Raw genomic sequence first — 21,904 nt, forward strand, 5'->3', positions numbered from 1 at the left:
GTGCGATCCCCGTCGCCGGCCGCGACGGCATGCTCATGAACCTGAGCGGCGCCCATGCGCCGTTCTTCACCCGCAACCTGCTGATCCTCGAGGACAACGCCGGCCACGTGGGCATCGCCGAGATCCCCGGCGGCGAGCCGATCCGCAAGACGCTCGAACAGGCCGGCGACTTGCTCGTCGGCCAGCCGGTCGCGAAATGGAACGCGCTGCTCGCGCAGGTCCGCGAGCAGTTCAAGGGCCTCGACAGCGGCGGCCGCGGCCTGCAGACCTTCGACCTGCGGACCACGATCCACGTGCTTACCGCCGTCGAATGCGCGCTGCTGGACCTGCTGGGCCAGCACCTCGGCGTGCCGGTCTGCGAGCTGCTCGGCGAAGGCAGGCAGCGCGACAGCGTCGCGATGCTGGGCTACCTGTTCTTCGTCGGCGACCGCACGAAGACGGGTCTGGCCTACAAGACCCCCGAGGACGAGGCCGGCAGCGATGCCGCGGCCGACGCCTGGCTGAAGGTCCGCCACCACGTCGCGATGACGCCGGAGACCATCGTCGAGCAGGCCGCCGCCGCGCAGGCGCGTTACGGCTTCAAGGACTTCAAGCTCAAGGGCGGCGTGCTGCGCGGCGAGGAAGAGGTCGAGGCGATCAAGGCGCTGAAGGCGCGCTTCCCCGAAGCGCGCGTCACGCTCGATCCCAACGGCGGCTGGCTGCTGAAGGACGCGATCCGCCTGCTGCGCGACCTGGGCGGCGTGCTCGCCTATGCCGAGGATCCCTGCGGCGCCGAGGAAGGCTTTTCCGGCCGCGAGGTGATGGCCGAGTTCCGCCGCGCCACCGGCCTGCCGACGGCCACCAACATGGTCGCCACCGACTGGCGCCAGTTCACCCACGCGCTGAGCCTGCAGTCGGTCGACATCCCGCTGGCCGATCCGCACTTCTGGACCATGTCGGGCGCGGTCCGCGTCGCGCAGACCTGCCGCGACTTCGGCCTCACCTGGGGCTCGCACTCCAACAACCACTTCGATGTCTCGCTGGCGATGTTCACGCACGCCGCCGCGGCCGCGCCCGGTCGTCTGACCGCGATCGACACGCACTGGATCTGGCAGGACGGCCAGTTCCTGACCGAGAAGCCGCTGCAGATCGTCGACGGCGAAGTCGCGGTCCCGACCGCGCCGGGCCTGGGCGTGACGCTCGACATGAAGGCTGTCGAAGCGGCCCACCAGCTCTACCTGCAGCACGGCCTGGGCGCGCGCGACGACGCCATCGCCATGCAGCACCTGATCCCCGACTGGAAGTTCGATCCCAAGCGGCCCTGCATGGTCCGCTGAACGATCCCCCCGAACGAAACCTGGAGAGAGACAACATGCAAGACAAGAAGTCCGCGCGCCGTGCCGTCATCGCCGCAGCCGCGCTCGCCGCGGCGGCCGGCATCGCCCCCAGCGCCTTCGCGCAGGCCGCCTGGCCCAGCAAGCCGCTGAAGATCATCGTCCCGTACACCCCGGGCGGCTCCTCGGACATCATCGCCCGCATCATTTCCCCGCTGCTCGGCGAAGCGCTCAAGCAGACCGTGATCGTCGAGAACAAGCCCGGCGCCAGCGGCAACATGGGCGCCGACCAGACCGCCAAGGCCAACGACGGCTACACCATCATGCTGTGCGACGTCAGCGCGCTGGCCATCAGCCCGTCGCTGTACACCAAGCTCCCCTTCGATCCGTCCAAGGACCTGAAGGGCGTGGCGATGCTGGCGTACTCGCCGCACATGCTGGTCGTCCACCCGTCGGTGCCGGCCAGCAACCTCAAGGAACTCGTCGAGCTGTCCAAGAAGTCCAAGATCGACTTCGCGGTCACCGCGATGGGCAGCGCGCCTCACCTGGCCGGCTACCAGGTCGCCAGCCTGACCGGCGCCAAGTGGGAATACATCCCGTACAAGGGCGGCTCGCAGGCCGTCACCGACACCATCGCCGGCCAGACGCAGGTGCTGATGAACGGCATGCTCGCGACGCTGCCCTTCGTGCAGCAGAACAAGCTGAAGGTCATCGGCGTCAGCAAGTCCACCCGCGTGCCGCTGCTGCCCAACGTGCCGACGCTGGCCGAGCAGGGTGCCACCGGCTTCGAGTCCGGCACCTGGCAGGGCATCCTGGCCCCGGCCAACATGCCCAAGGCCAACATCGACAAGCTGTCCGCCGCGCTGATCAGCATCATCCGTTCGCCCGACGTCCGCGCGCGTCTGGCCGCGCAGGGCGCCGAGGTCAGCACCATGAACCCGACCGAGATGGACACCTTCTTCAATGCCGAGCGCAAGAAGTGGGCGGGCGTCGTGAGCAAGAGCGGGCTGAAGCTCGATTGATGCCTTGATGCATCGAGGGCGGCGCCGACGACGGCCACGTCGCGGCGCCCGCCTGGATGCCTGTCCGATTCTGTTTTGAGGAGCCCGTCATGCCGACGCCGACCACGCCCTATTCCGCCTTCCCCAACACGCTGCGCCAGCGCCTGATCGCCGGCGAGCGCCTGATCGGCTGCTGGTGCTCGCTCGCCAGCCCGATCAGCACCGAGGTGCTGGGCGTGGCCGGCTTCGACTGGCTGCTGCTGGACGGCGAGCACTCGCCCAACGAGGTCAGCAGCTTCGTGCCGCAGCTGATGGCGCTCAAGGACAGCGTGAGCGCGCCGGTCGTGCGGCCGAGCAGCAACAACCCCGTCGAGATCAAGCGGCTGCTGGACGCGGGCTTCTCCAACTTCCTGGTTCCGTTCGTGGAGACCGAGGAAGAGGCGATCCGGGCCGTCGCGTCGACGCGTTATCCGCCGCAGGGCATCCGCGGCGTGTCGGTCTCGCAGCGCAACAACCGCTACGGCACGGTGCCGGGCTACTTCCAGGGCATCAACGAGCAGATCGCCGTGATCGTCCAGATCGAGAGCCCCGCGGGCGTGGACGCCGTCGAGGCCATCGCGGCGGTGGACGGCGTGGACGCCGTGTTCATCGGCCCGTCCGACCTGGCCGCCGGCTATGGTCACCTCGGCAACCCGCAGCATCCCGATGTGCAGGCGGCGATGGCCAGGATCTACGCGGTCTGCAAGGCCGCGGGCAAGCCCGTCGGCATCCTCGCGCCGGTGGAAGCCGACGCGCGCCGCTACCTCTCGCAGGGCGCGACCTTCGTCGCCGTCGGGAGCGACCTGGGCATCTTCCGCGCCGCCACGCAGGGCCTGCGCGACAAGTTCAAGGACTGAAAGAGAGAACTGACATGAGCATCAAGATCGGCTTCATCGGCCTGGGCATCATGGGCGCGCCCATGGCGATGCGTCTGGCGCAAGGCGGGCACCAGCTGTTCGTCCACACCCGTTCCAAGGTCCGCGAGGATGTGGCCGCCGTCGGCGTCACCGCCTGCGACAGCGCGACCGAAGTCGCCCGCCAGGCCGAGGTGATCTTCACGATGGTGCCGGACACGCCGGACGTCGAGCGCGTGCTGTTCGGCGACGGCGGCATCGCCGCCGCGTTCGCCGGCGGCAAGGGCGCGGGCAAGACGGTCGTGGACATGAGCTCGATCTCGCCGATCGCGACGAAGGACTTCGCCGCCCGCATCGAAGCGCTCGGCGCGGAATGGCTGGACGCGCCGGTCTCCGGCGGCGAGGTCGGCGCCAAGGCCGGCACGCTGTCCATCATGGTCGGCGGCAAGGAAGCCACTTTCGCGCGCATCAAGCCGCTGTTCGAGCTGATGGGCAAGAACATCACCCTGGTCGGCGGCGCGAGCGCGGGCCAGGTCACGAAGGTGGCCAACCAGATCATCGTGGCGCTGAACATCGCCGCCGTGGGCGAAGCGCTGGTCTTCGCCTCCAAGGCCGGCGCCGATCCGGCCAAGGTGCGCGAGGCGCTGATGGGCGGTTTCGCCTCCAGCCGCATCCTCGAAGTGCACGGCGAGCGCATGATCAAGCGCACCTTCAACCCGGGCTTCCGGATCGCGCTGCACCAGAAGGACCTGAACCTCGCGCTGCAGAGCGCCAAGGCGATGAGCCTGTCGCTGCCCAACACGGCCAACACCGCGCAGCTGATGCAGGCCGCCGCCGCGCAGGGCTGGGACCAGATGGACCACTCGGCGCTGGTCAAGGCGCTGGAGCTGCTGGGCCATCACGAGGTCGGTAGCACTACGGACGCCGGCTGAGGGGACAGGTCTCCACAATCACCGGTCATGAGCCTGCCCCACGACGCTTCCGCCGCTCCGGCCGCCCTGGCTGCCGCAACGTCCGGTCCCGGATCGCCCGTCGCCGGGTCGCCGGAGGCGGCGGCCCTCGTCTCGGATCCCCGCGCCCTGCTGAAGCACCTCTACCGCGTCGCGGTGGAGCGTGCGCTGCCCGGGAAGATCCTTGCCGGCCACCTGCCGCCGCCCCCGACATCGCCAAAGGGCCGCACGCTGGTGATCGGCGCGGGCAAGGGCGGCGGGTCGATGGCGCAGGCCTTCGAGGCCGCGTGGCCGGCGGACGCGCCCATGACCGGGCTGGTCATCACGCGCTACGGGCATATCCCGCCGGACTACCGGCCGCGGCGCATCGAGATGGTCGAGGCGGCGCACCCGGTGCCGGACGCCGCTGGCGAACGCGCCGCGGCGCGGATGATGCAGATGGTGCGCGACTTCAAGCCGACGGCCGACGACCAGGTGATCTGCCTGATCTCCGGCGGAGGTTCGGCGCTGATGCCGCTGCCCGCCCCGGGACTGACGCTGGCCGACAAGCAGGCGGTCAACCGCGCGCTGCTGGCCAGCGGCGCCAACATCGTCGAGATGAACTGCGTGCGCAAGCACCTCAGCGGGATCAAGGGCGGGCGGCTGGCCGCCGCCTGCGCGCCGGCCAAGCTGCTGACGCTGATGATCTCTGACGTGCCGGGCGACGATCCGCAGGTGATCGCCTCCGGCCCGACGGTGCCGGACGCCACCACCTGCGCCCAGGCGCTGGCGATCTGCCGCCGCTACCGCATCGCCTTGCCGCAGGTCGCGGTCGACGCGCTGGAGCGCGGCGAGTGGGAAACGCCCAAGCCCGGCGACCCCTGCTTCGACGGCCATGAGCAGCGCATCATCGCGGCGCCGCGCCAGAGCCTGCTGGCGGCCGCCGAGGCGGCGCGCGCGCTGGGCATCACTGCGCATGTGCTGTCGGACGAGATCGAGGGCGAGTCCCGCGAGGTCGGCCGCGTGCACGCCGCGCTGGCGCGCTCGGTGGCGCGGCACGGCGAACCCTTCGCCAAGCCCTGCCTGATCCTGTCCGGCGGCGAGACCACGGTGACGCTGGTTTCGCAGCCGGGACGCGGCGGCCGGGCGGGCGAGTTCGTGCTCGGCTGCGCGATCGCGCTGGACGGGCAGCCGGAGGTCTGGGGCCTGGCCGCGGATACCGACGGCATCGACGGCGTGGAGGACAACGCCGGCGCCTTCCTCAGTCCCAGCACCCTGGAGCGCGCCCGCGCGCTCGGTCTGAAGCCGGCGGACCTGCTGGCGGCCAACAATGGTTATGCGCTCTTCGAGGCGCTCGGCGATCTGCTGATCACCGGACCGACCCAGACCAACGTCAACGACTTCCGCGCGCTGCTGATCCGCTGATCTCCCCCTCTCGAGCGAATCGAGGGGGAGATTGATCAGATGTTGACGCTCCTCAAGGCAATTTCCTCGAAGGGCGAGGACAGTCCGGCATTCCCGCATTCCGAGAATTGCCGAGCACGCCCGTGATTGCCCCTCAGTCCCCCGACCTCTCCCTTCCCGCCAGCACCGGGCTGATCCCCGGTCCCGCGCATCCGATTCCCTGGCGCGCGCTGCTCGGCGACGTGCTGCTGGACGGCGACAGCTGGTCCGCGCTGGCCGGCATGACCCATGTGCGCCGCTGCCAGGCCGGCGAGTTGGCGATCCGACGCGGCGATGCCGCCGTGGCCATGCTGGCGTTGTGCGAGGGCAAGGTCGCCGCGCGCGGCCCGCTGAGCGGACCGCAGTGGCTGGACCTGCACACGGCGTGGATGGAAGGCCGTTACGAGGAGGACGTGACCGTGGTCTCCTCTTCGGCGCAGGTGATGGTCTGGCCGATGGCGGTGGCGACGATGTGGCTGCGCTCGCAGCCGCCGGTGCTGGAGGCGCTGGTGCGGGCCGTGTCCGCGCAGCTGCGCGACGCCCAGGACGGGATCCGCGGCCTGACGATGAAGGACGCCACCGGCCGGGTCGCGGCCTGGCTGCTGGCGCAGGCCGGCGCCGCCGGGGAGCTGCAGCTCGCCGAGCGCAAGCGGGACGTGGCGGCGCAGCTGTCGATCTCGCCGGAGACCTTGTCTCGCACGCTGCGCCAACTGGCCGATCGTGGCGTCCTGGTGGTCCAGGGCTACCGCATCGGGCTGCTGGACCGGGTCGAACTGCTGGCGCTGGCGCGCGGTCGCTGAGCCGCTTAGACTGGCCGCCACACTTCCCGTTGTGTCCCCAAGGAGGCCAATGTGACGATCGCCAGCGTGACCCCCGCCGCCACCGTTTCCAGTGCGGAACGATTCTTCGGGGGGCACGCCAGCCTTCCGGTGATGCCCGAGGTCGGACGCAAGCTGCTGCGCAGCCTGGACGACGACGGTGTCTCGCTCGGCCAGATCGCCGAGCTGATCGGGAAGGACTCGACGCTCGCGGCCAAGGTGCTGCGGCTGGCCAACTCGGCGCGCTACAGCCCGTCGCACACCATCAGCACGCTGCAGGACGCGGCGATGGCGCTGGGCCTGGAGACGCTGCGCAACCTCGCGATGGCGGCCAGCCTGACCGGCACCTTCCCCGACGTGAAGGGCCTGGACCGGCAGCGCTTCTGGCGCCACAGCATGCGCACGGCGGGGTATGCCCGGCTGTTGGCCAAGCTGCTGCAGGGCGATGCGGACACCGCCTACCTTGCCGGCCTGATGCTGCGCACCGGTCAGTTGATGATGGCGATGACCGAGCCGGACCAGGTCGCCGACGTGGAGGCCCATGCGGGCGAGCCGGGCAGCCGTTTCTCGCTGGAGTCCAGCCGCTTCGGCTGCACGCACGCCGACGTGACGGCGGCGCTCGCGGCGCACTGGCATTTCCCCGCCGATCTGGTCGAGGCCTTCAAGGATGCGAACGTGCCGCTGGAGGTCAAGCCCTTCTCGATGCTCGCCGCGATCCTGCATCTGTCCGAGGTCATCGCCGACGCCTGCGAGCAGAACGGCGATCGCATCGCCGCGCTGACGACGGCCGTGCCCGAGCTGGTGGAGCATCTCCACCTGGACCTCGAGTTCCTGCGCCTGCGTCTGGACGCGTGCGGAGATCCGGGACAGGACGTGGAGCTGATGCTCAAGTGAGGCAGCGCTGAGGTAAGGTCAGCCGTTCCACGATCCAGACAAAAGCATCGGAGACAGCATGACGACCTACCAGGGAAGCTGCCACTGCGGACGCGTGGCCTACGAGGTGGACGGCGAGATCGACGACGCGGTGGCCTGCAACTGCTCGATGTGCCAGCGCAAGGGCTCGCTGCTGTGGTTCGTGCCGCGCGCGCAGTTCCGGTTGAAGACCGAGGATGCGGCGGCGGCCACCTACCTGTTCAACAAGCACTCGATCAAGCATCGCTTCTGCGCGGTGTGCGGGATCCATCCGTATGCCGAGGGCACCGATCCGAAGGGCAACGCGATGGCGGCGATCAACGTCCGCTGCCTTGAAGGCATCGACCTGGAGAGCGTTCCGGTCACGCACTACAACGGCCGGGACGCCTGAGAACGCACGAGTCCCCGGGCGGCAAGGCGAGGCACGACGACGCCGTCGTCGTGCCGGCGGCTCACTTCGCGCGCAGGCCTTTGCCGTAGACCTCGAGCGAATCGTCGAAGACCTTGCAGTGGGACTGCTTGCGAGTCGGTGCGATCTCGCGGTCATACCGGCCCTGCAGTCGGGCCATCAGTAGCATGGATGCTTCTGACGCGCGATCGCGGGGCAGGGCGCCGGTGGCGACGGCGGCGTCATCGATCGTCTTCGTGGACAGGTCGAAGACCGCCTGGTGGCGGTTCTCCCACTTCATCAACGACTTGATCGCGGTCTTGCCGAACGGCTCGCAGAACATCGCCTCATTGCGGGCGCCGATGAGCAGCATCAGGTTGTTGGCCGCGTCCTCCTTCGTCAAGGCGTGAGCGGGCAAGGCGGCGCACAGGCCCAGGGCCAGCGCGGGGGCGAAGAGGAAGCGCGGTCGCATCGATCGATCCGGGTGAGGATGAGGGAGCGCGACGGTAACGACGTGGAAGGTGCGCGTCAATGTGCGGTCAGTCATGTGGACTGCCACGACCGCTGGCCCTCACCCCCCGCCCTCTCCCGCGGTGCGGGAGAGGGGGCCTCCACCGCTCAGAAGTAATCGGAGAGGGAGCCATCGGGACACCGTGGCGAGCCCCTCTGCGGGAGAGGGGCCTTGCTCAACGCCCGATCACAGCTTCGTGATCCGCACCCAGTTCAGGTTCCAGCCGCTGGCCGGCGCGTAGACGCCGAGCGCGTAGGTGCCGGCGTTCACGTTCACGGTGTGCGACACCGTCGTCCAGTTCTGCCATCCGCCAGTCGCCGGAATGACGACTTGACCGAGCTGGATGCTGCCGGCGTTCAGGTCCAGCGACAGCCGCGCGCCGCTCGGGCTGGCGACGCGGTACTCGACGCGGTAGCTGCCGCTGGTCGGGAAGTTGACGTTGGCGTAGGCCATCCAATCGCCGGTGTCGATCCAGCCGACGTTGCTGCCGCCTTCGCTGCAGGCCTCGGTCTGCACGCCGCTCTGGTTGCTGAAGCTCTCCGCCTCGATCAGCTTGCTGGTCGTGGGCGGGGGCGTCGTGCCGCCGCCGATCTCGGAGCGGATCGCCGTCAGCAGGCTGTTGGCGCCGCTGGCGTCCTGCGCCAGCTCCCAGATCATCACGCCCGACCCCTGCTGCAGGCCCAGTCGCGTCTTGGCCTTGATCGTCGGAATGCCGTTGTAGGTGATGTAACCGCAGCTGGCGCACAGCGTGCCGATCAGGTCCTTCTGCGCCGCGGCCGCGCCGAACTGGTTGAGGATGTCGTTGAAGCCGTAGTCCGACGCATAGCCGTTGAAGCCGTAGCCGTAGAACGGCACGCCCAGCACCAGTTTCTCCTTGGGCAGGCCGCGGGACTGCCAGGTCGCGACGTCGCGCTGCGCCTGCGCGTAGGACGAATGCTCCTGACCGACCTGACCCCAGCTCGGTCCCACGTTGTCGTAGGACATGATGGTCACGAAGTCGAAGTGCGGGATCGACGACACCGGCACCATCCCGCCTTCGTAGCTCGCCGTGGCTGCCGTCACCAGCTTGCCGGGCAGCGCGGCGCGCAGCGCCTGGATGAAGGGCGTGTAGTTGCCGGCGCGGTCGATGGCCGTCAGCACCGCGCCTTCGATGTCGATGTCGGCGCCGTCCAGGCCGTAGGTGTTGACGAACTGCGCCAGGCCGTTGACCGTGGCCGCGCGGCTGCCGGGCGCCAGCAGGTTCTGCCAGTTGCCGGAGCAGCCCGGGATCGCGCCGCCGGCCACCGAGATCAGCACCTTCACGCCGGCTGCGTGCGCCTTCTGCACGACGTACTGGATGTCGGCGCCCGACGCATCCATGCAGGTCGGATTGCCGTTGCTCAGGAAGGCGCCGCTGGCCGACGGATTCGCGAAGGCCAGGTTGATGTGGGTGAGCTTGCTCAGGTCGGTGCGGTCGGCGACGGCGCGCAGGTTCTTCCACGCCGGGATGTAGCCGACCACCTTGGTCTGGGCGAGGGCGCTCGACGCCACGCCGCACAGGGCGAGGGCGGCCAGCAGGCCGGTGAGGACCGGACGGCGGATCGATTCGGACAGAGTCATCGCATGCTCCCTTGGAGTTGAGGGATCGACCGGGCATCGCGCGACGTCCGCGCGGCCTCGGGGTCGATCGCCGGCGATTCTGTGGCGTTTGCTGAAATCGCTTTCATGGTTGTCCCTGAATCGGCGACGCGCATCCGGTATCGAATGCAACCAGGCGTTGTGCCCCTTGAACAGGGGGACGGGCGCGTGTCGGCTGTGTAAAGCGCGAAACGCTGGAATCCTGCTTGCGACCGCTTACGAATCGGCGCCACCGGTTGCAGGTCGTGCGAGGAGCGCTTCGAATAATCCGCCGCCTACCTCCAAAGGTCTAAAGGACGGATTTCCATGAACACCACCGCGAGGCGCTCCGGCGCAGCTCTCCGCCTGCATCCGCTGGCCCTGTCCCTGGTCGTGGCCGGCGTGCTCGTCGGTTGCGGCGGCGGCAGCGACGGCGCCGGCGGCCTCGTCTCGGCGGCCAACCAGACCGGCACCTCGACGACGGCCGCCGCCGTCGCCGCGGCCAACACCGGCACTCAGGTCTGCTTCTACGAGCACGTCAACTTCACCGGTGCCAGCATGTGCCTGACCGGCGACACGGCCTGGGTCGGCCCGGGCTGGAACGACCGCATCTCGTCGGTGCGCGTGCCGGCCGGCTGGAAGGCGGAGCTGTTCGCCGATCTCCGCTACGTCGGCAAGTCGCTGACGCTGACGGCGGACAACGCCAACCTCGTGCCCGCGGGCATGAACGACATCATCTCGTCGATGCGCATCACCAAGCCGTCGACGGCGGCGAAGGTGACGCTGGCGTCGGTGCAGTTCGCGCAGTCCATGCTCTACGGCAGCAGCGACAGCCAGCTCGTGCTGGTCGCCAACAAGCCGACGCTGCTGAAGGTCAACGTCACCGCGCCGGCGGGCACTGTCGCGCCGACGGGCCTGGTGCGCATCGACAACACGGTCGACGGCACCGGCCGCGACCTGATCCTGGCAGCGCCGCGCCGCGGTCTGCCGACCGCGGTCTCCGACACGCAGTCCTTCGACGACGCCTACAGCGTCAGCATCCCGGCGGACCTGGTGAAGAACGGCATGAAGGTGACGGTGAACGTCGCCGGCGCCGCGGCGCAGAGCTTCACGCCGCGCGTGGGCGGCGCCACGCCGATGAAGTTCACGCCGATCGCGGTGCGCATCGCCGGCACCACCGGCCAGCTGCCGGTGGACCAGACCGGCCACCTGCGCGCGCTGTTCCCGGTGTCGACGGTGACGCCGCAGTCGCACCCGGTCTTCGTGTCGAGCAAGGTCACCTCGCTGCCGACCACCGACGCACAGTGGAGCGACGCCTTCGGCAAGATCCTGGGCGAGCTCAACGACCTGCACCGCATCGAAGGCGCGGCGCGTCACGACTACTACTTCGGCTTCATCCCCAAGCGCACCTGGGGTCTGGCGGGTCTGGGCTACGTCCCGGGCAACTCGGCGGTCGGCTTCGACATGCCGAGCAACCCGGACACGGTGCGCGACGTCGTCGCGCACGAGCTGGGCCACAACTTCTCGCTGCCGCACGCGGCCTGCGGCGGCGCCGGTTCGCCGGATCCGAAGTACCCGTATCCGGACGCCAACCTGGGCAAGCCGGGCCGCTACATCTGGAGCTACCTGTCGGACACCAACTCGTTCTACGACCCGCGTCCGACCGACCGCCACGACATCATGAGCTACTGCGGCGGCGTGGTGTTCTCGGACTACAACTACCGCATCATGCAGACCTTCCTGACGCCGACGGACGCCGTCAAGGCGCAGGCGGCGGAAGCCAAGGCGGTGGCGCAGGACGTGCTGCTGGTCAGCGGCAGCATCAACGGCCGCCAGGTCGAGATCAACCCGGTGAAGGCGCTGTTCGCCAAGCCTGACGTGGCTTCCGGTCCGTACGTGCTGCGCGTGCAGACGACGGCGGGCCAGATCCAGGACGTGGCCTTCACGGCGCAGTCGCTGGACCATGACGGCGACAACCTGCACTTCAGCGTGCTGGTACCCAAGGTCGACAACATCGGCAGCATCAGCGTGCTGAAGGACGGCGTGACCCTGGCGCAGGCCCAGGCGAAGGTGACCAACGCCCGAGCGAAGTCGCTGGCGGCCGGCGGCACCCGCGCGCAGGTGACGGTGAAGGAAACGTCCGGCAAGGCCACGCTGCGCTGGGATGCGGACGCATCGCCGTTCCTGAGCGTGACCTGGACGGACGGCACCCGCCGCCTGAACCTGGCGCAGGACCTGCAGGGCGGCGAGGCGACGCTGGACACGCATGAACTGCCGGCCGGCGGCCGCTTCGAGTTCATCGTGTCGGACGGCCTGAACGCGCAGCGCGTCGAAACGGCACGCTGAGCAGGCTGAGCGCGCGGGAGCGCGCCGTCAGTCAAACGGGGGATCGGGCTTGAGGGCGCGATCCCCCGTTGTCGTCGGGACGTGTGATCAACGTCCCGTCGATCGACGCCGACCCGATCAGGCTCCGAGGAGCCGCTGCCGCTCGCCGGTGATCGCGGCGCGTTCCACCGCCGCGATCAGTCGGCTGTTGTGAAGCGCATGGGCGAAGCCCGGCGTGTCGTGACGACCGGTCGCCAGATCCCGCGCCAGACTGGCGTAGACCTCGCCGACGTTGATGGCGGCACCGTGCCAGAACGCCGCGGCGGTCGAGCCCACACCGGTTGCGATCGGGGCTTGCGGCGGCTCGACGCCCACGCTGGACGTCAGCGTCAGATCGCCGACCTGCACGCCGGCGGCATGGCTGCCTTTCAGCGTCAGAGACCCGGCGGAGCCGCGGACCTCCAGGACGAACTGCGCGTCCTCAGGCGGCACGCCGGCCAGCACCTGGATCGACACGGAGGCACCGAGAGCCGTCCTGGCGATGAGGTCGACGTGGTCGGGGATCTCCCGCACGGACGAGCGTCCCGCGTCGATCAGCTCGATCGTCGGCCAGAGGAGTTCGGTCCGCGCGTCGACCTCGGTGATGTCGCCCAGCACGGCTTCCACGACGTCCAGCACGTGGGCGGTCGTGATGGTCAGGAAGCTTGCGCCGGAGGCCGCCTTGTTGAAGTAGTCGTAGGCGAGGGGAGACTGCGGGCCGAATCCGAAGGTGGTGGCCCGGACGTTGGCCGACATCAGACGCCCAAGGCGACCCGAGGCAATGAGTTCGACGGCGCGGCGCACCGACGGATTCAAGCGGCCCTGCAGTCCGATGGCGGTATGCAGCGATCCTGCGGCGGCGGCCATCTCTCCGGTCTCGGCCAGGGTCGCGCCGAGCGGCGCCTCGCAGTAGACCGCCTTGTCCGCGGCCAGCGCCGCCAGCACCAGCTCCCGGTGCGCCGGCACCTTCACGGCTACGGTGACGACGTCGATCGTCTCGTCGCGGATCAACGCGTAGGGATCCGCATACCAGCGCTCCGCGCCGAAGGCTTGCGCCGCGGCCCGCGCGCTGCCCTCCCGTCGGGTCGCCACCGCGGCGAGCTCCAACCCGGGCTGATCCCGCAACGCGGGGACGTGCGACGCGCCGGCCCAACTGGCCTGGGCGTCTGCGCCGATGATGCCCACGCGAAATTTCCTGATCGACATGTCCTGACTCCAATGATGACGAGAAGGGACGGATGCTAAAAATCGGATTGATCAGCCGGAAGACCGTCTCGGAGACATCACTGTCAATGGCAGATTTACACTGGAGGCCATGACTCCTGCGCTGCTGCCTTCGCTGGCGTGGTTCGCCCGTGTCGCCCGACAGGGCAGCTTCACGCGCGCGGCGGACGAACTGGGCGTGACTCGCGCCGCGGTGTCGCAGAACCTCAAGGCGCTGGAACGGCAGTTGGGCGTCCGGCTGCTGCATCGCACGACACGCGACATGTCGCTCACCGAGGCCGGCCAGCAGTTGCTGGACACGCTGGTGCCGGCGCTGGAGAAGATCGAGCGGGCCGTGCAGCGCCTCGGCGACGTCGACGGCGCGCCGTCGGGTCTGCTCCGGATCAACACTTCGCGGCTGGCGGCCCGGGCCTTGCTGGCGCCGCATCTGGCCGAGTTCCACCAACGCTATCCGGCGGTGAAAGTGGAACTGGTGATGGCGGACTCGCTGTCCAACATCATTGCGGACGGATGCGATGTCGGCATCCGCTTGGGGCACAGCCTCTCGGAGCACGTGGTGGCGGTGCCGATCACGCCGCCGTTGTCGATGGCGGTCGTCGCCTCGCCGACGTATCTGGACCGGCGCGGGACGCCGAAGACGGTCGAGGACCTGATCGGGCACGACTGCATCAACTACCGTTTCGCGGGCAGCGGCGCTCTGCGCGAGTGGGATTTCAATGAACCGGGCAGCGCCGGCCGGCACTTCACGCAGGCGGTCGCCGGCAGTTTCACGAGCAACGACGACGAGAGCATGGTGACCGCGGCGGTCCAGGGCCTCGGTCTGATCCAGATCGTGGACATCGCGGTGCGGCCGCAGTTGGCCGACGGCAGCCTGGTCCGGGTGATGCGCGAGTGGACGCATGAACTCGCGGCGTTCTATCTGTACTCGCCCTCGCGCGAGCACCGGCCGGCGAAGGTGCAGGCGCTGCATGACTTCCTGATCGAGAAGCGGGCGGGCATCACGCCGGCGTAGTACAGCTGCTCGACGGCGAGCGTGGGCGACGGCGTGACCCGTTCGGTACCGCGCCGCGCTACCCCAGGACTTTCGTCCATTGACGCCGCGAGCTGGTGAAAGACACTGCGGGCCTTTCCTCGACCTGCTGCGGCCGCGCGCGACATGGACTCCTTCGAAGTTTTCCTCTTGTTCGTCGCCCTGGGCTATCTGTGGTGGCAGCTCTCCAAGGTGAAGCGGCGCGTCCGTGAGCTGGAGGAACGGCTGGCCACGACGTCTGCGCCGACCGCTCCGACCGTTCCAGTCGCTCCGATGCCCGAGGCCGCTGCGACCGTGCCATCGTCGCCGCCGGTCCGATCGCCGGCGGCACCCCGCGTCGCGCCGTCGCCGGCCGCCTCAGCCACACCGCAATGGCAGGTCGCCTTCTTCGACCTGCTGCGCAAGAACCTCTTCGCCGTCGCCGGCGTCATCCTGCTGCTGCTCGGCTTCGTGGTGCTGTTCCGCTCGATCGAGTGGGGCCACCTGCTGTCGCCGCTCGCCAAGGTCTCGCTCGGCTGGGTCGCCGCAGCGGCGCTCGGCTTCGCCGGCATCCGGCTGAGCGCGCGCAATGGGTTGTGGGGCCAGGTCGTGCAAGGCGGCGCGGCGGCCATCGGCTTCCTCGCGACCTATGTCGGCGCCTCGGGCTATGAAGTCGTCTCGCCGACGGTCGCGTTGGTCCTCTTCACCGCGATCTCCGGAGCGCTCGTGTATCGCGCGCTGAAGGAGGATGCGAAGGTCTTGGCCGGCGTCGGTTTCCTGGGCGCCTATGCCGCGCCGCTTCTGGCCATGTACGGCCATGCCGGGCTGCTCTTCAATCTGGTCTACGGCCTCATCGTCACTGCTTTCGCGCTGGGCGTGAGCCTGTCCCGACGCTGGCAGGAGATCGGCATCCACGCCCACGTGTGCGCGACGGGTCTGGCCTCGCTCGCGTACGCGGGCGCGACGTACGAACCCTCGCTGCCCGCGTGGCAGCAGCAGGCGCTGCTGCTGGCCTATGTCGCGCAGTTCGCCGGCTGGGCGCTGGTCTGGGCGCGGCGCCATCGTCCCTCTGAGGAGCCGGTCGGGCACTTGTTGTCGGCGTCGGCCCGCGAGATCCCCGTCCTCAGCGCCAGCTTCTCGACCACCGCCGTCGTCTTCGTCGCGCTGGAGAGCTGGCTGCTGGCGCCGACCGCGTTCATGGTCGTCGCCTTCTTCACCGCGGCCGCGCTGGCCTTCGCGGGCATGCGGCTGTTCCCGCAGCGCGCCCTGCGCGAGACCGCCTGGGTGCTGAGCGCGCTGAGCGTGGCGGCCGGGCTGGTGCAAGGCGATCTGGCGCGATCGGTCGCGAGCTTCGGCCTGTTCGCCGAAGGCGCGATCCTGACGCTGACGACGCGTTCGCAGTCCGTGTTCCGACGCCTCGTGGCGCGCGGACTCGTGGCGGTCGGCGCCGTCGCCGTGATCGATGTGCCCGCGTTGTGGCCCGTCGCCTTGCTGCTGCTGGCGGGCCTCGCGCTGTCGGTGCGGATGCAGCGCGAGCTCAGACCTGTCGACGCCGGCCTGGCCGCGACCGTGACCGTCGCGGCTGCGGCGGCGTTGTCGTACCGCCATGTCGGACTCGGCTTCGAGGTGCTGCCGATGTTCACGCTGATCATGCTGGCGGCGACGCTGCTGGCGCATGTGCTGGGTCGTGCAACGTCGACATCGCAGGAAGCGATGGAGGCGAAGCCGTCCGACATCCTCCTCGTGCGCTCGATCTACGCGGCCGTGCTCGCCGCGGGCTGGCTGCTGACCCTGACCGTGGCGCGCGAGGCACCGCGTGTGCTGACGCTGGCCGCGGTGGTGGCGCCCGTGGCCTTCGGCGCGGTGGCGGCATTCCTGTCGCTGCGCCGGACGCTCAGCCCCTATGCCGCCGAGCGCGCCAAGGCGCTGCTGTGGCTGGCCCATCTGCTGCCGGCGCTGGTGGCCTTCGTCTTCAACTGCAGTTGGACGCAGATCGCCTGGCTGCTCGTGGCGGGGACTGTCGCCATCGCCCACGTGCTCACGCGCTTGCGCGTGGATGCACCGGGGGCCAAGGAGGTCTTCATCTCCGCCATCAGCATGGCGCACGCGGCGGGGCTGGCGTCGCCGGTGCCGCTCGTGATCGCCGCCTGGCCCTGGACCGGCTCGGCCGGCGGCGCAGAGTGGGTGCTGGCCGGGGCGGCCTTCTACGCCGCATTGGTGACCTGGTGGAAGCTCGGTGAGGGCGTGCCCGTGCAGGTCCGCCACATCGTCGCCGCCGCGACCGGCGTCGCGATGGGCTATGTGGTCGTGCGCGGTGTGACCGACGCGCCGCAGCTCGCATTCCCGCTCGCGTGGGACAGCTACCTGCTGCCGGTCGCGCTGGCCGCCGTCGGCGTGGGCTTCCTGTTCCTGAGCACGCGCGGCGGTCGCCGCCTGGCCTGGCAGGTCTCGGCCGCTCTCCTGGCCGGCTCGGCGGTCAAGCTGCTGCTGTCGCTGGGCAGCCTGGCGCTGTCGCCGATGGGCATCGTCGGCAGCCTGCTCGGCATGGGCGCGCTGTTCCTGATGGCGGGATACCTGGCGCCGCAGCCACCGGCGCGGGAGTAGACGGTCCGACCTCGTCGTCGCCGCTAAGCGAAGCGCTTGCGGTACTCCACGAGCGTGAGTCCCAAGCGCCGGCCGAAGGCGCGCCGGAATCCGTCCACGTTCGCGTAGCCGACCGCGTCGGCCAGGCGCTTGGCCGGCAGGTCCGACTCCTCCGCCATCCGGCGCGCTGCGTCGATGCGCGCGTTCTCGACGAACTCCGCGGGGGTCGTGCCGGTCTCGTCGCGGAACACGCGCGCGAAGGTGCGCTCGCTCATGCCCGCGCGTTTCGCGAGCGCGGGAACGGACAGGTCCGCGCGCAGGTGCGCGAGCACGTAGTCCTGGATCGCGCTGACGTCGGAACGTTCGGCCGTCTGTGCGGCCAGGTGGGCGCTGAACTGGCTCTGCCCGCCGGGCCGCTTCAGGAACATCACCAGCTGCCGCGCCACGCGCAGCGCGAGCTCGCGGCCGTGGTCGTCCTCGACCATCGCGAGCGCCAGGTCCATCCCGGCGGTGACGCCCGCTGAAGTGAAGAGCCGGCCGTCCTTCACGTAGATTGCGTCGGGCTCGACGCAGGCGTCGGGGTGGTCCGCAGCGAGCAGGTCCGTGGAGTTCCAGTGCGTCGCCACGCGCTTGCCATCCAACAGCCCGGCCGACGCCAGCGCGAAGGCGCCGGTGCAGACCGAGCCGTACCGGCGCGCTGTGCTGGCTTGCCGTTGCAGCCAGCGCCGCAGGTCCTCATCGACGGCCATGTCGTCGCGCCGCGGGCTGCCGGCAACGAGCAGCGTGTCGATGCGACCGCGGTGCGTCGCCACGGTCGCGTCGACCGCCATGCGCAGGCCGCTGCTGCTGCGCAGCAGCCCCTCGTCCGTGCTGATCACGCTCACCTGGTATGCCTTGGGATCTCCGAGCTGGTGCGACGCCTCGGCGAAGACATCGGCAGGGCCGGCCACGTCGAGCAACTGAAAGCGGGGGAAGGCGAGGATGGCGATGCGCATGGCGGGGATGGCCCGGTGAATGGCAGGAAACGTCGTTCCGTAGTCGGGCACGTTTCGAGGAGCTTGGCAGAAAATGACGAGGCGCGCAAATTCAGCCAGATATCCGCCAACGACCCAGCCAAGGACGCCCCATGAACGCCTCGCCTCCCATGCCTTCGACCAGCCCCATGACATCGGGCATCGCGGCGGCCTCCGCTCCCGCGGACGCCTCGATCCGCCACCTGCCGGTGAACCTGTTCGCGTCCGTGATGGGGTTGTCCGGACTGGCGCTGGCCTGGCGGCTCGCGCATCGGAACCTCGACGCGCCCGCGTTCATCGGCGAGGCGCTGGGGCTGCTTGCGATCGTCGTCTTCGTGCTGATGGCCGCCGGCTACCTGAGCAAGCTCGCGAAGCACCCGGACGCCGTGCTGGCGGAGTTTCGCCATCCGGTGGGCGGCAACTTCTTCGGCACGATCGCGATCTCGCTGCTGCTCCTGTCGTCGCTGATCGAGCCCTACGCCGCATCGACGGCGCACGCGCTGTGGACGCTCGGCGCGCTGGGGGCGTTCGGGCTCGCGTTCCTCGCGGTGTCGCGATTGCTGAAGGGGCAGCTGGAATCCGCGCTCGTGATGCCTGCGTGGCTGCTCTCCGGCGTCGCGACGCTCGACATCGCGGTGACCGGCCGCGACATGCCGATGGCCTGGGCGCCGGAGATGAACCTGATCGCCGGCGCGCTCGGCGCGATGCTGGCGCCGGTGCTGTTCGTGATGATCGTGAGCCGGCTGGTGCACCGCGAGCCGCTGGCACCGGCGGTGACGCCCTCGCTGATGATGCTGGTCGCGCCGTTCGAAGTGGGATTCCTCGCCTACACCAACCTCGTCGGCGGCGTCGACCGCTTCGCGGCGGTGCTCTTCTACTTCGGGCTGTTCCTGTTCCTCGTGGTCGCGCCGAAAGTGTTCCGGCCCGGCATTGCGTTCTCGCCGGCCTGGTGGGGCATCAGCTTCCCGCTCGCGGCCTTGGCGAGCGCGGCGCTGAAGTACGCGCACCACGCGGGCGGCCAGCCGCTCCAGATGCTGGCGGTCGTGCTGCTCGCGGTGTTGAGCGTCGCGTTGGCCGTGCTGTTCGTGCGGACCTTGCGGATCGTGTTGAACGGGCAGCTGTTCAGGTGACCGGCGAGGCGTGCCCGGGAGGCCGACGCTCCGCGGCGCGCGTCATTCGAATATTGGTCTGACGAGCCTTGGCAATCGCGTTGTCCCAGGCGCGACCCGGGCTGACCTTGCCCGCCGACTGGGCGACAGGCACGACGGCCGAAGTCGGCGGCTGTGGGGGTGGCGGCGAAGCGATCGCGGGAGAGGGCGGAGCGTCGCGCGGGACGCTGGCGGCCGGTGCCGCTGTTGAAGCAATCCCGCTGGTGGCCGGTGCCTCCGCGCGGAAGAAAAGGAGCGCCGCGATCAGCGCGCCCAGCACGCCGCCAGCGGCGGCCCAACACAACGTCGATCTCACCATGTCCTCCCCAGGACCTTGTCTTGAGGCACGACGATACAGGGGAAAACGGCCAGACCGACTTAGCGCTCGCCTCGACTGACCTGGACCGCCTCGACCGCATCCAGCACCGCCTCCGGCGTCGCCGGCGCGCGCAGCGGCGGATCGCAGCGCCCCGGCCCGCAGGCCGCGACCGCGTCCTTGATCGCGAGCAGCACCGAGAACGGCAGCAGCAGCGGCGGCTCGCCGACCGCCTTCGACCGGTGGATGCTGTCCGCCGCGTTCGGCGCGTCGTAGAGCGCGACGCGGAAGTCCTGCGGCATGTCGTTGGCCGTCGGGATCTTGTAGGTGCTCGGCGCGTGCGTCAGCAGCAGCCCCGACTGCGGATGCCACACCAGCTCCTCGCTGGTCAGCCAGCCCTGGCCCTGCACGAACGCGCCTTCGACCTGGCCGATGTCCAGCGCCGGGTTCAGCGACCTGCCGACGTCGTGCAGCACGTCCGCGCGCAGCACGCGGGTCTCGCCGGTCAGCGTGTCGACGAGCACCTCCGCCACCGCCGCGCCGAAGGCGTAGTAGTAGAACGGGTGGCCCTGCAGCTTCGCGCGATCCCAGTGCAGGCCGGGCGTCGCGTAGAAGCCGTCGCTCCAGAGCTGGATGCGCTCCAGGTACGCCTTGGCCACCAGCTCCTTGAAGCTGATCGCCTTCGGACCATCGAGGCCCTCGCGATGTCCGTCGCCGGCGCCGTCGGCCCGCGCATCGACGCGCACCTCACCCCCGTCGAAGACGAGCGCGTCCTCGTCGCAGCCGAGCAGGCGCGCCGCCAGCGGCTTCAGGCGCTGCTTGATCTTGCGCGCCGCGTCCTGAGCCGCCTTGCCGTTGAGGTCCGAGCCGGTGGATGCCGCCGTCGCCGAGGTGTTGGCCACCTTGCTGGTGTCGGTCGCGCTCGCGCGCACCTGCAGCGCCGGCACGCCCAGCTCATGCGCCACTACCTGCGCGACCTTGGTGTTGAGCCCCTGGCCCATTTCCGTGCCGCCGTGGTTCACCAGCACCGAGCCGTCCGTGTAGACATGCACCAACGCGCCCGCCTGGTTCAGGTGGACGACGTTGAACGAGATGCCGAACTTCACCGGCGTCAGCGCGAGCCCGCGCTTGAGCACCGGGTTGGCCGCGTTGAAGGCGGCGATCTCCCCGCGCCGCGCGTGATACCCGGAGGTCTCGATCAACTGGTCCGTCAGCAGGCCGATCTGGTTGTCCTCGACGCGCTGGCCGTAGGGCGTGACGTCCTGGCCATCGCGATAGAAGTTGCGTTGCCGGACCGTCAACGGATCGAGGCCCAGTCGCCGCGCGACGCCGTCGAGGATCATCTCGATCGCCAGCGCGCCCTGCGGACCGCCGAAGCCGCGGAAGGCCGTGTTGCTCTGCGTGTTCGTCTTCGCGGCGTAGCCGTGCATGGCGACATTCGGCAGCCAGTAGGCGTTGTCGAAATGGCACAGGGCGCGCGCCATCACCGGTCCGGAGAGGTCCGCGCTGTGGCCGGCGTTGGAGATCAGGTCGATCTCGGCGCCGAGGATCCGTCCCTGGTCGTCGAAGCCGACCGACCATCGGTAATCGAAGCCGTGACGTCGGCCGGTGACGAGGAAATCGTCGTCGCGGTCGACGCGCAGCTTGACCGGGCGGCGCAGCTTGTTCGCGGCGATCGCCGCGATGCAGGCGAAGAGCGCCGATTGCGATTCCTTGCCGCCGAAGCCGCCGCCCATGCGCCGGCATTGCACCGTGACCTGATGCGACTGCCAGCCCATCGCGTGGGACACCAGCTGCTGCATCTCCGAGGGATGCTGCGTGGAGCAGTGGATCAGCAGCGCCTGGTTCTCCTGCGGCAGCGCGTAGCTGATCTGGCCTTCGAGGTAGAACTGCTCCTGTCCGCCGACGGCCCATTCGCCGTCGAGGCGGTGCGGGGACGCGGCCAGCGCGGCCTGCGCGTCGCCGCGCGCCAGGTGCATCGGGGGAATGACGTACTGGCCGAGGGCATGGGCCTCGCGCGCGGTCAGCACCGCCGGCAGCGGCGTGCCGACGATGACCTGCTTGGCCATCGCGGCGGCGCGGCGCGCGAGTTCGCGGTCGGTCGCGATCACCGCGTAGACCGGCTGGCCGACGTAGCGCAGCTCGCCGTTGGCGAGGAGGGGATCGTCGTGGAGCAGCGGGCCGCAGTTGTTCTCGGCGGGGATGTCGGCGGCGGTCAGCACCGCGACGACGCCCGGTTGCCGGCGCAGCAGCTCGACATCGATGGAGACGAGCGTCCCGTGCGCGATCGGCGACAGACCGAGCGCCGCATGCAGCGTGCCTTGGGCCTCGGCGATGTCGTCGATATAGGTGGCCTCGCCGCTGACGTGCAGGTGTGCGGCCTCGTGGGCGCGGCTGACGCCGACCTGCGGTTGCAAAGAGGCGGGCGGAGCGTCGGCCGCGA

General features: G+C 69.7%; 17 protein-coding genes. 12 read left to right on the top strand and 5 right to left on the bottom strand.

The annotated features are described in order from the left end of the window. Positions 1-29 precede the first annotated feature (29 nt). The 8 genes from PV762_RS00580 to PV762_RS00615 all read left to right on the top strand — a co-directional run bounded on the left by PV762_RS00580 (position 30) and on the right by PV762_RS00615 (position 7,700). Positions 30-1,316 carry an enolase C-terminal domain-like protein gene (locus tag PV762_RS00580; RefSeq protein WP_421033105.1) on the top strand — a complete coding sequence of 429 codons (1,287 nt, stop codon included), beginning with the start codon at positions 30-32 and terminating at the stop codon, positions 1,314-1,316. Positions 1,317-1,351: 35 nt separating this feature from the next. Further along, the gene (locus PV762_RS00585; RefSeq protein WP_421033091.1) at positions 1,352-2,335 is read left to right on the top strand and encodes a Bug family tripartite tricarboxylate transporter substrate binding protein; all 984 of its coding nucleotides are present in this window, start codon (positions 1,352-1,354) and stop codon (positions 2,333-2,335) included. 89 nt (positions 2,336-2,424) lie between these two features. Then, positions 2,425-3,210 carry a 2-dehydro-3-deoxyglucarate aldolase gene (garL, locus tag PV762_RS00590; protein WP_421033092.1) on the top strand — a complete coding sequence of 262 codons (786 nt, stop codon included), beginning with the start codon at positions 2,425-2,427 and terminating at the stop codon, positions 3,208-3,210. A 14-nt stretch (positions 3,211-3,224) separates the two neighbouring features. Then, a complete protein-coding gene (locus PV762_RS00595) occupies positions 3,225-4,139 on the top strand; it encodes a 2-hydroxy-3-oxopropionate reductase (protein ID WP_421033093.1) in 915 nt (304 codons plus the stop codon). 33 nt (positions 4,140-4,172) lie between these two features. Then, positions 4,173-5,561 carry a glycerate kinase type-2 family protein gene (locus tag PV762_RS00600; protein ID WP_421033106.1) on the top strand — a complete coding sequence of 463 codons (1,389 nt, stop codon included), beginning with the start codon at positions 4,173-4,175 and terminating at the stop codon, positions 5,559-5,561. A gap of 122 nt (positions 5,562-5,683) precedes the next feature. After that, positions 5,684-6,379, top strand: coding sequence for a Crp/Fnr family transcriptional regulator (locus PV762_RS00605; protein ID WP_421033094.1), 696 nt, complete (start codon positions 5,684-5,686; stop codon positions 6,377-6,379). Positions 6,380-6,430: 51 nt separating this feature from the next. Then, positions 6,431-7,291: an HDOD domain-containing protein gene (locus tag PV762_RS00610; RefSeq protein ID WP_421033095.1), complete on the top strand. Its 861-nt coding sequence runs from the start codon at positions 6,431-6,433 to the stop codon at positions 7,289-7,291. A 58-nt stretch (positions 7,292-7,349) separates the two neighbouring features. Next, positions 7,350-7,700: a GFA family protein gene (locus PV762_RS00615; RefSeq protein ID WP_421033096.1), complete on the top strand. Its 351-nt coding sequence runs from the start codon at positions 7,350-7,352 to the stop codon at positions 7,698-7,700. A 61-nt stretch (positions 7,701-7,761) separates the two neighbouring features. Here the strand turns inward: PV762_RS00615 and PV762_RS00620 are convergent, their stop codons facing one another. After that, positions 7,762-8,169, bottom strand: a complete 408-nt coding sequence (locus PV762_RS00620; protein WP_421033097.1) for a hypothetical protein — start codon at positions 8,167-8,169, stop codon at positions 7,762-7,764. Positions 8,170-8,394: 225 nt separating this feature from the next. Then, positions 8,395-9,807, bottom strand: coding sequence for a carbohydrate-binding protein (locus tag PV762_RS00625; protein ID WP_421033098.1), 1,413 nt, complete (start codon positions 9,805-9,807; stop codon positions 8,395-8,397). Positions 9,808-10,131: 324 nt separating this feature from the next. Between PV762_RS00625 and PV762_RS00630 the strand changes: the two genes are divergently transcribed. Further along, on the top strand, positions 10,132-12,150 hold the full coding sequence (locus PV762_RS00630) for a peptidase inhibitor family I36 protein (protein ID WP_421033099.1): 2,019 nt from the start codon (positions 10,132-10,134) through the stop codon (positions 12,148-12,150). Between the two features lie 117 nt (positions 12,151-12,267). Here the strand turns inward: PV762_RS00630 and PV762_RS00635 are convergent, their stop codons facing one another. Further along, positions 12,268-13,374: a Gfo/Idh/MocA family protein gene (locus PV762_RS00635; protein ID WP_421033100.1), complete on the bottom strand. Its 1,107-nt coding sequence runs from the start codon at positions 13,372-13,374 to the stop codon at positions 12,268-12,270. A 109-nt stretch (positions 13,375-13,483) separates the two neighbouring features. On the opposite strand from PV762_RS00635, the gene PV762_RS00640 reads away from it, so the two are divergent. Continuing rightward, positions 13,484-14,404 (top strand): LysR family transcriptional regulator, encoded by a 921-nt coding sequence (locus PV762_RS00640; RefSeq protein WP_421033101.1) that lies wholly within the window; start codon positions 13,484-13,486, stop codon positions 14,402-14,404. Between the two features lie 144 nt (positions 14,405-14,548). Beyond that, positions 14,549-17,005 (top strand): DUF2339 domain-containing protein, encoded by a 2,457-nt coding sequence (locus tag PV762_RS00645; RefSeq protein WP_421033102.1) that lies wholly within the window; start codon positions 14,549-14,551, stop codon positions 17,003-17,005. 23 nt (positions 17,006-17,028) lie between these two features. On the opposite strand, the gene PV762_RS00650 is transcribed toward PV762_RS00645, so the two are convergent. Next, entirely contained in the window at positions 17,029-17,979 is a 951-nt protein-coding gene (locus tag PV762_RS00650; protein ID WP_421033103.1) for a GlxA family transcriptional regulator, read from the bottom strand. A gap of 167 nt (positions 17,980-18,146) precedes the next feature. On the opposite strand from PV762_RS00650, the gene PV762_RS00655 reads away from it, so the two are divergent. Next, positions 18,147-19,127, top strand: coding sequence for an SLAC1 anion channel family protein (locus PV762_RS00655; protein ID WP_421033107.1), 981 nt, complete (start codon positions 18,147-18,149; stop codon positions 19,125-19,127). A gap of 396 nt (positions 19,128-19,523) precedes the next feature. Here PV762_RS00655 and xdhB read toward each other — a convergent pair. Then, the coding region (gene xdhB / locus PV762_RS00660) for a xanthine dehydrogenase molybdopterin binding subunit (protein WP_421033104.1) at positions 19,524-21,904 on the bottom strand (2,381 nt) is incomplete at its 5' end.

The sequence above is a fragment of the Mitsuaria sp. CC2 genome, assembly GCF_048957715.1.
In the GTDB taxonomy this organism is placed as follows: Bacteria; Pseudomonadota; Gammaproteobacteria; order Burkholderiales; family Burkholderiaceae_C; genus Roseateles.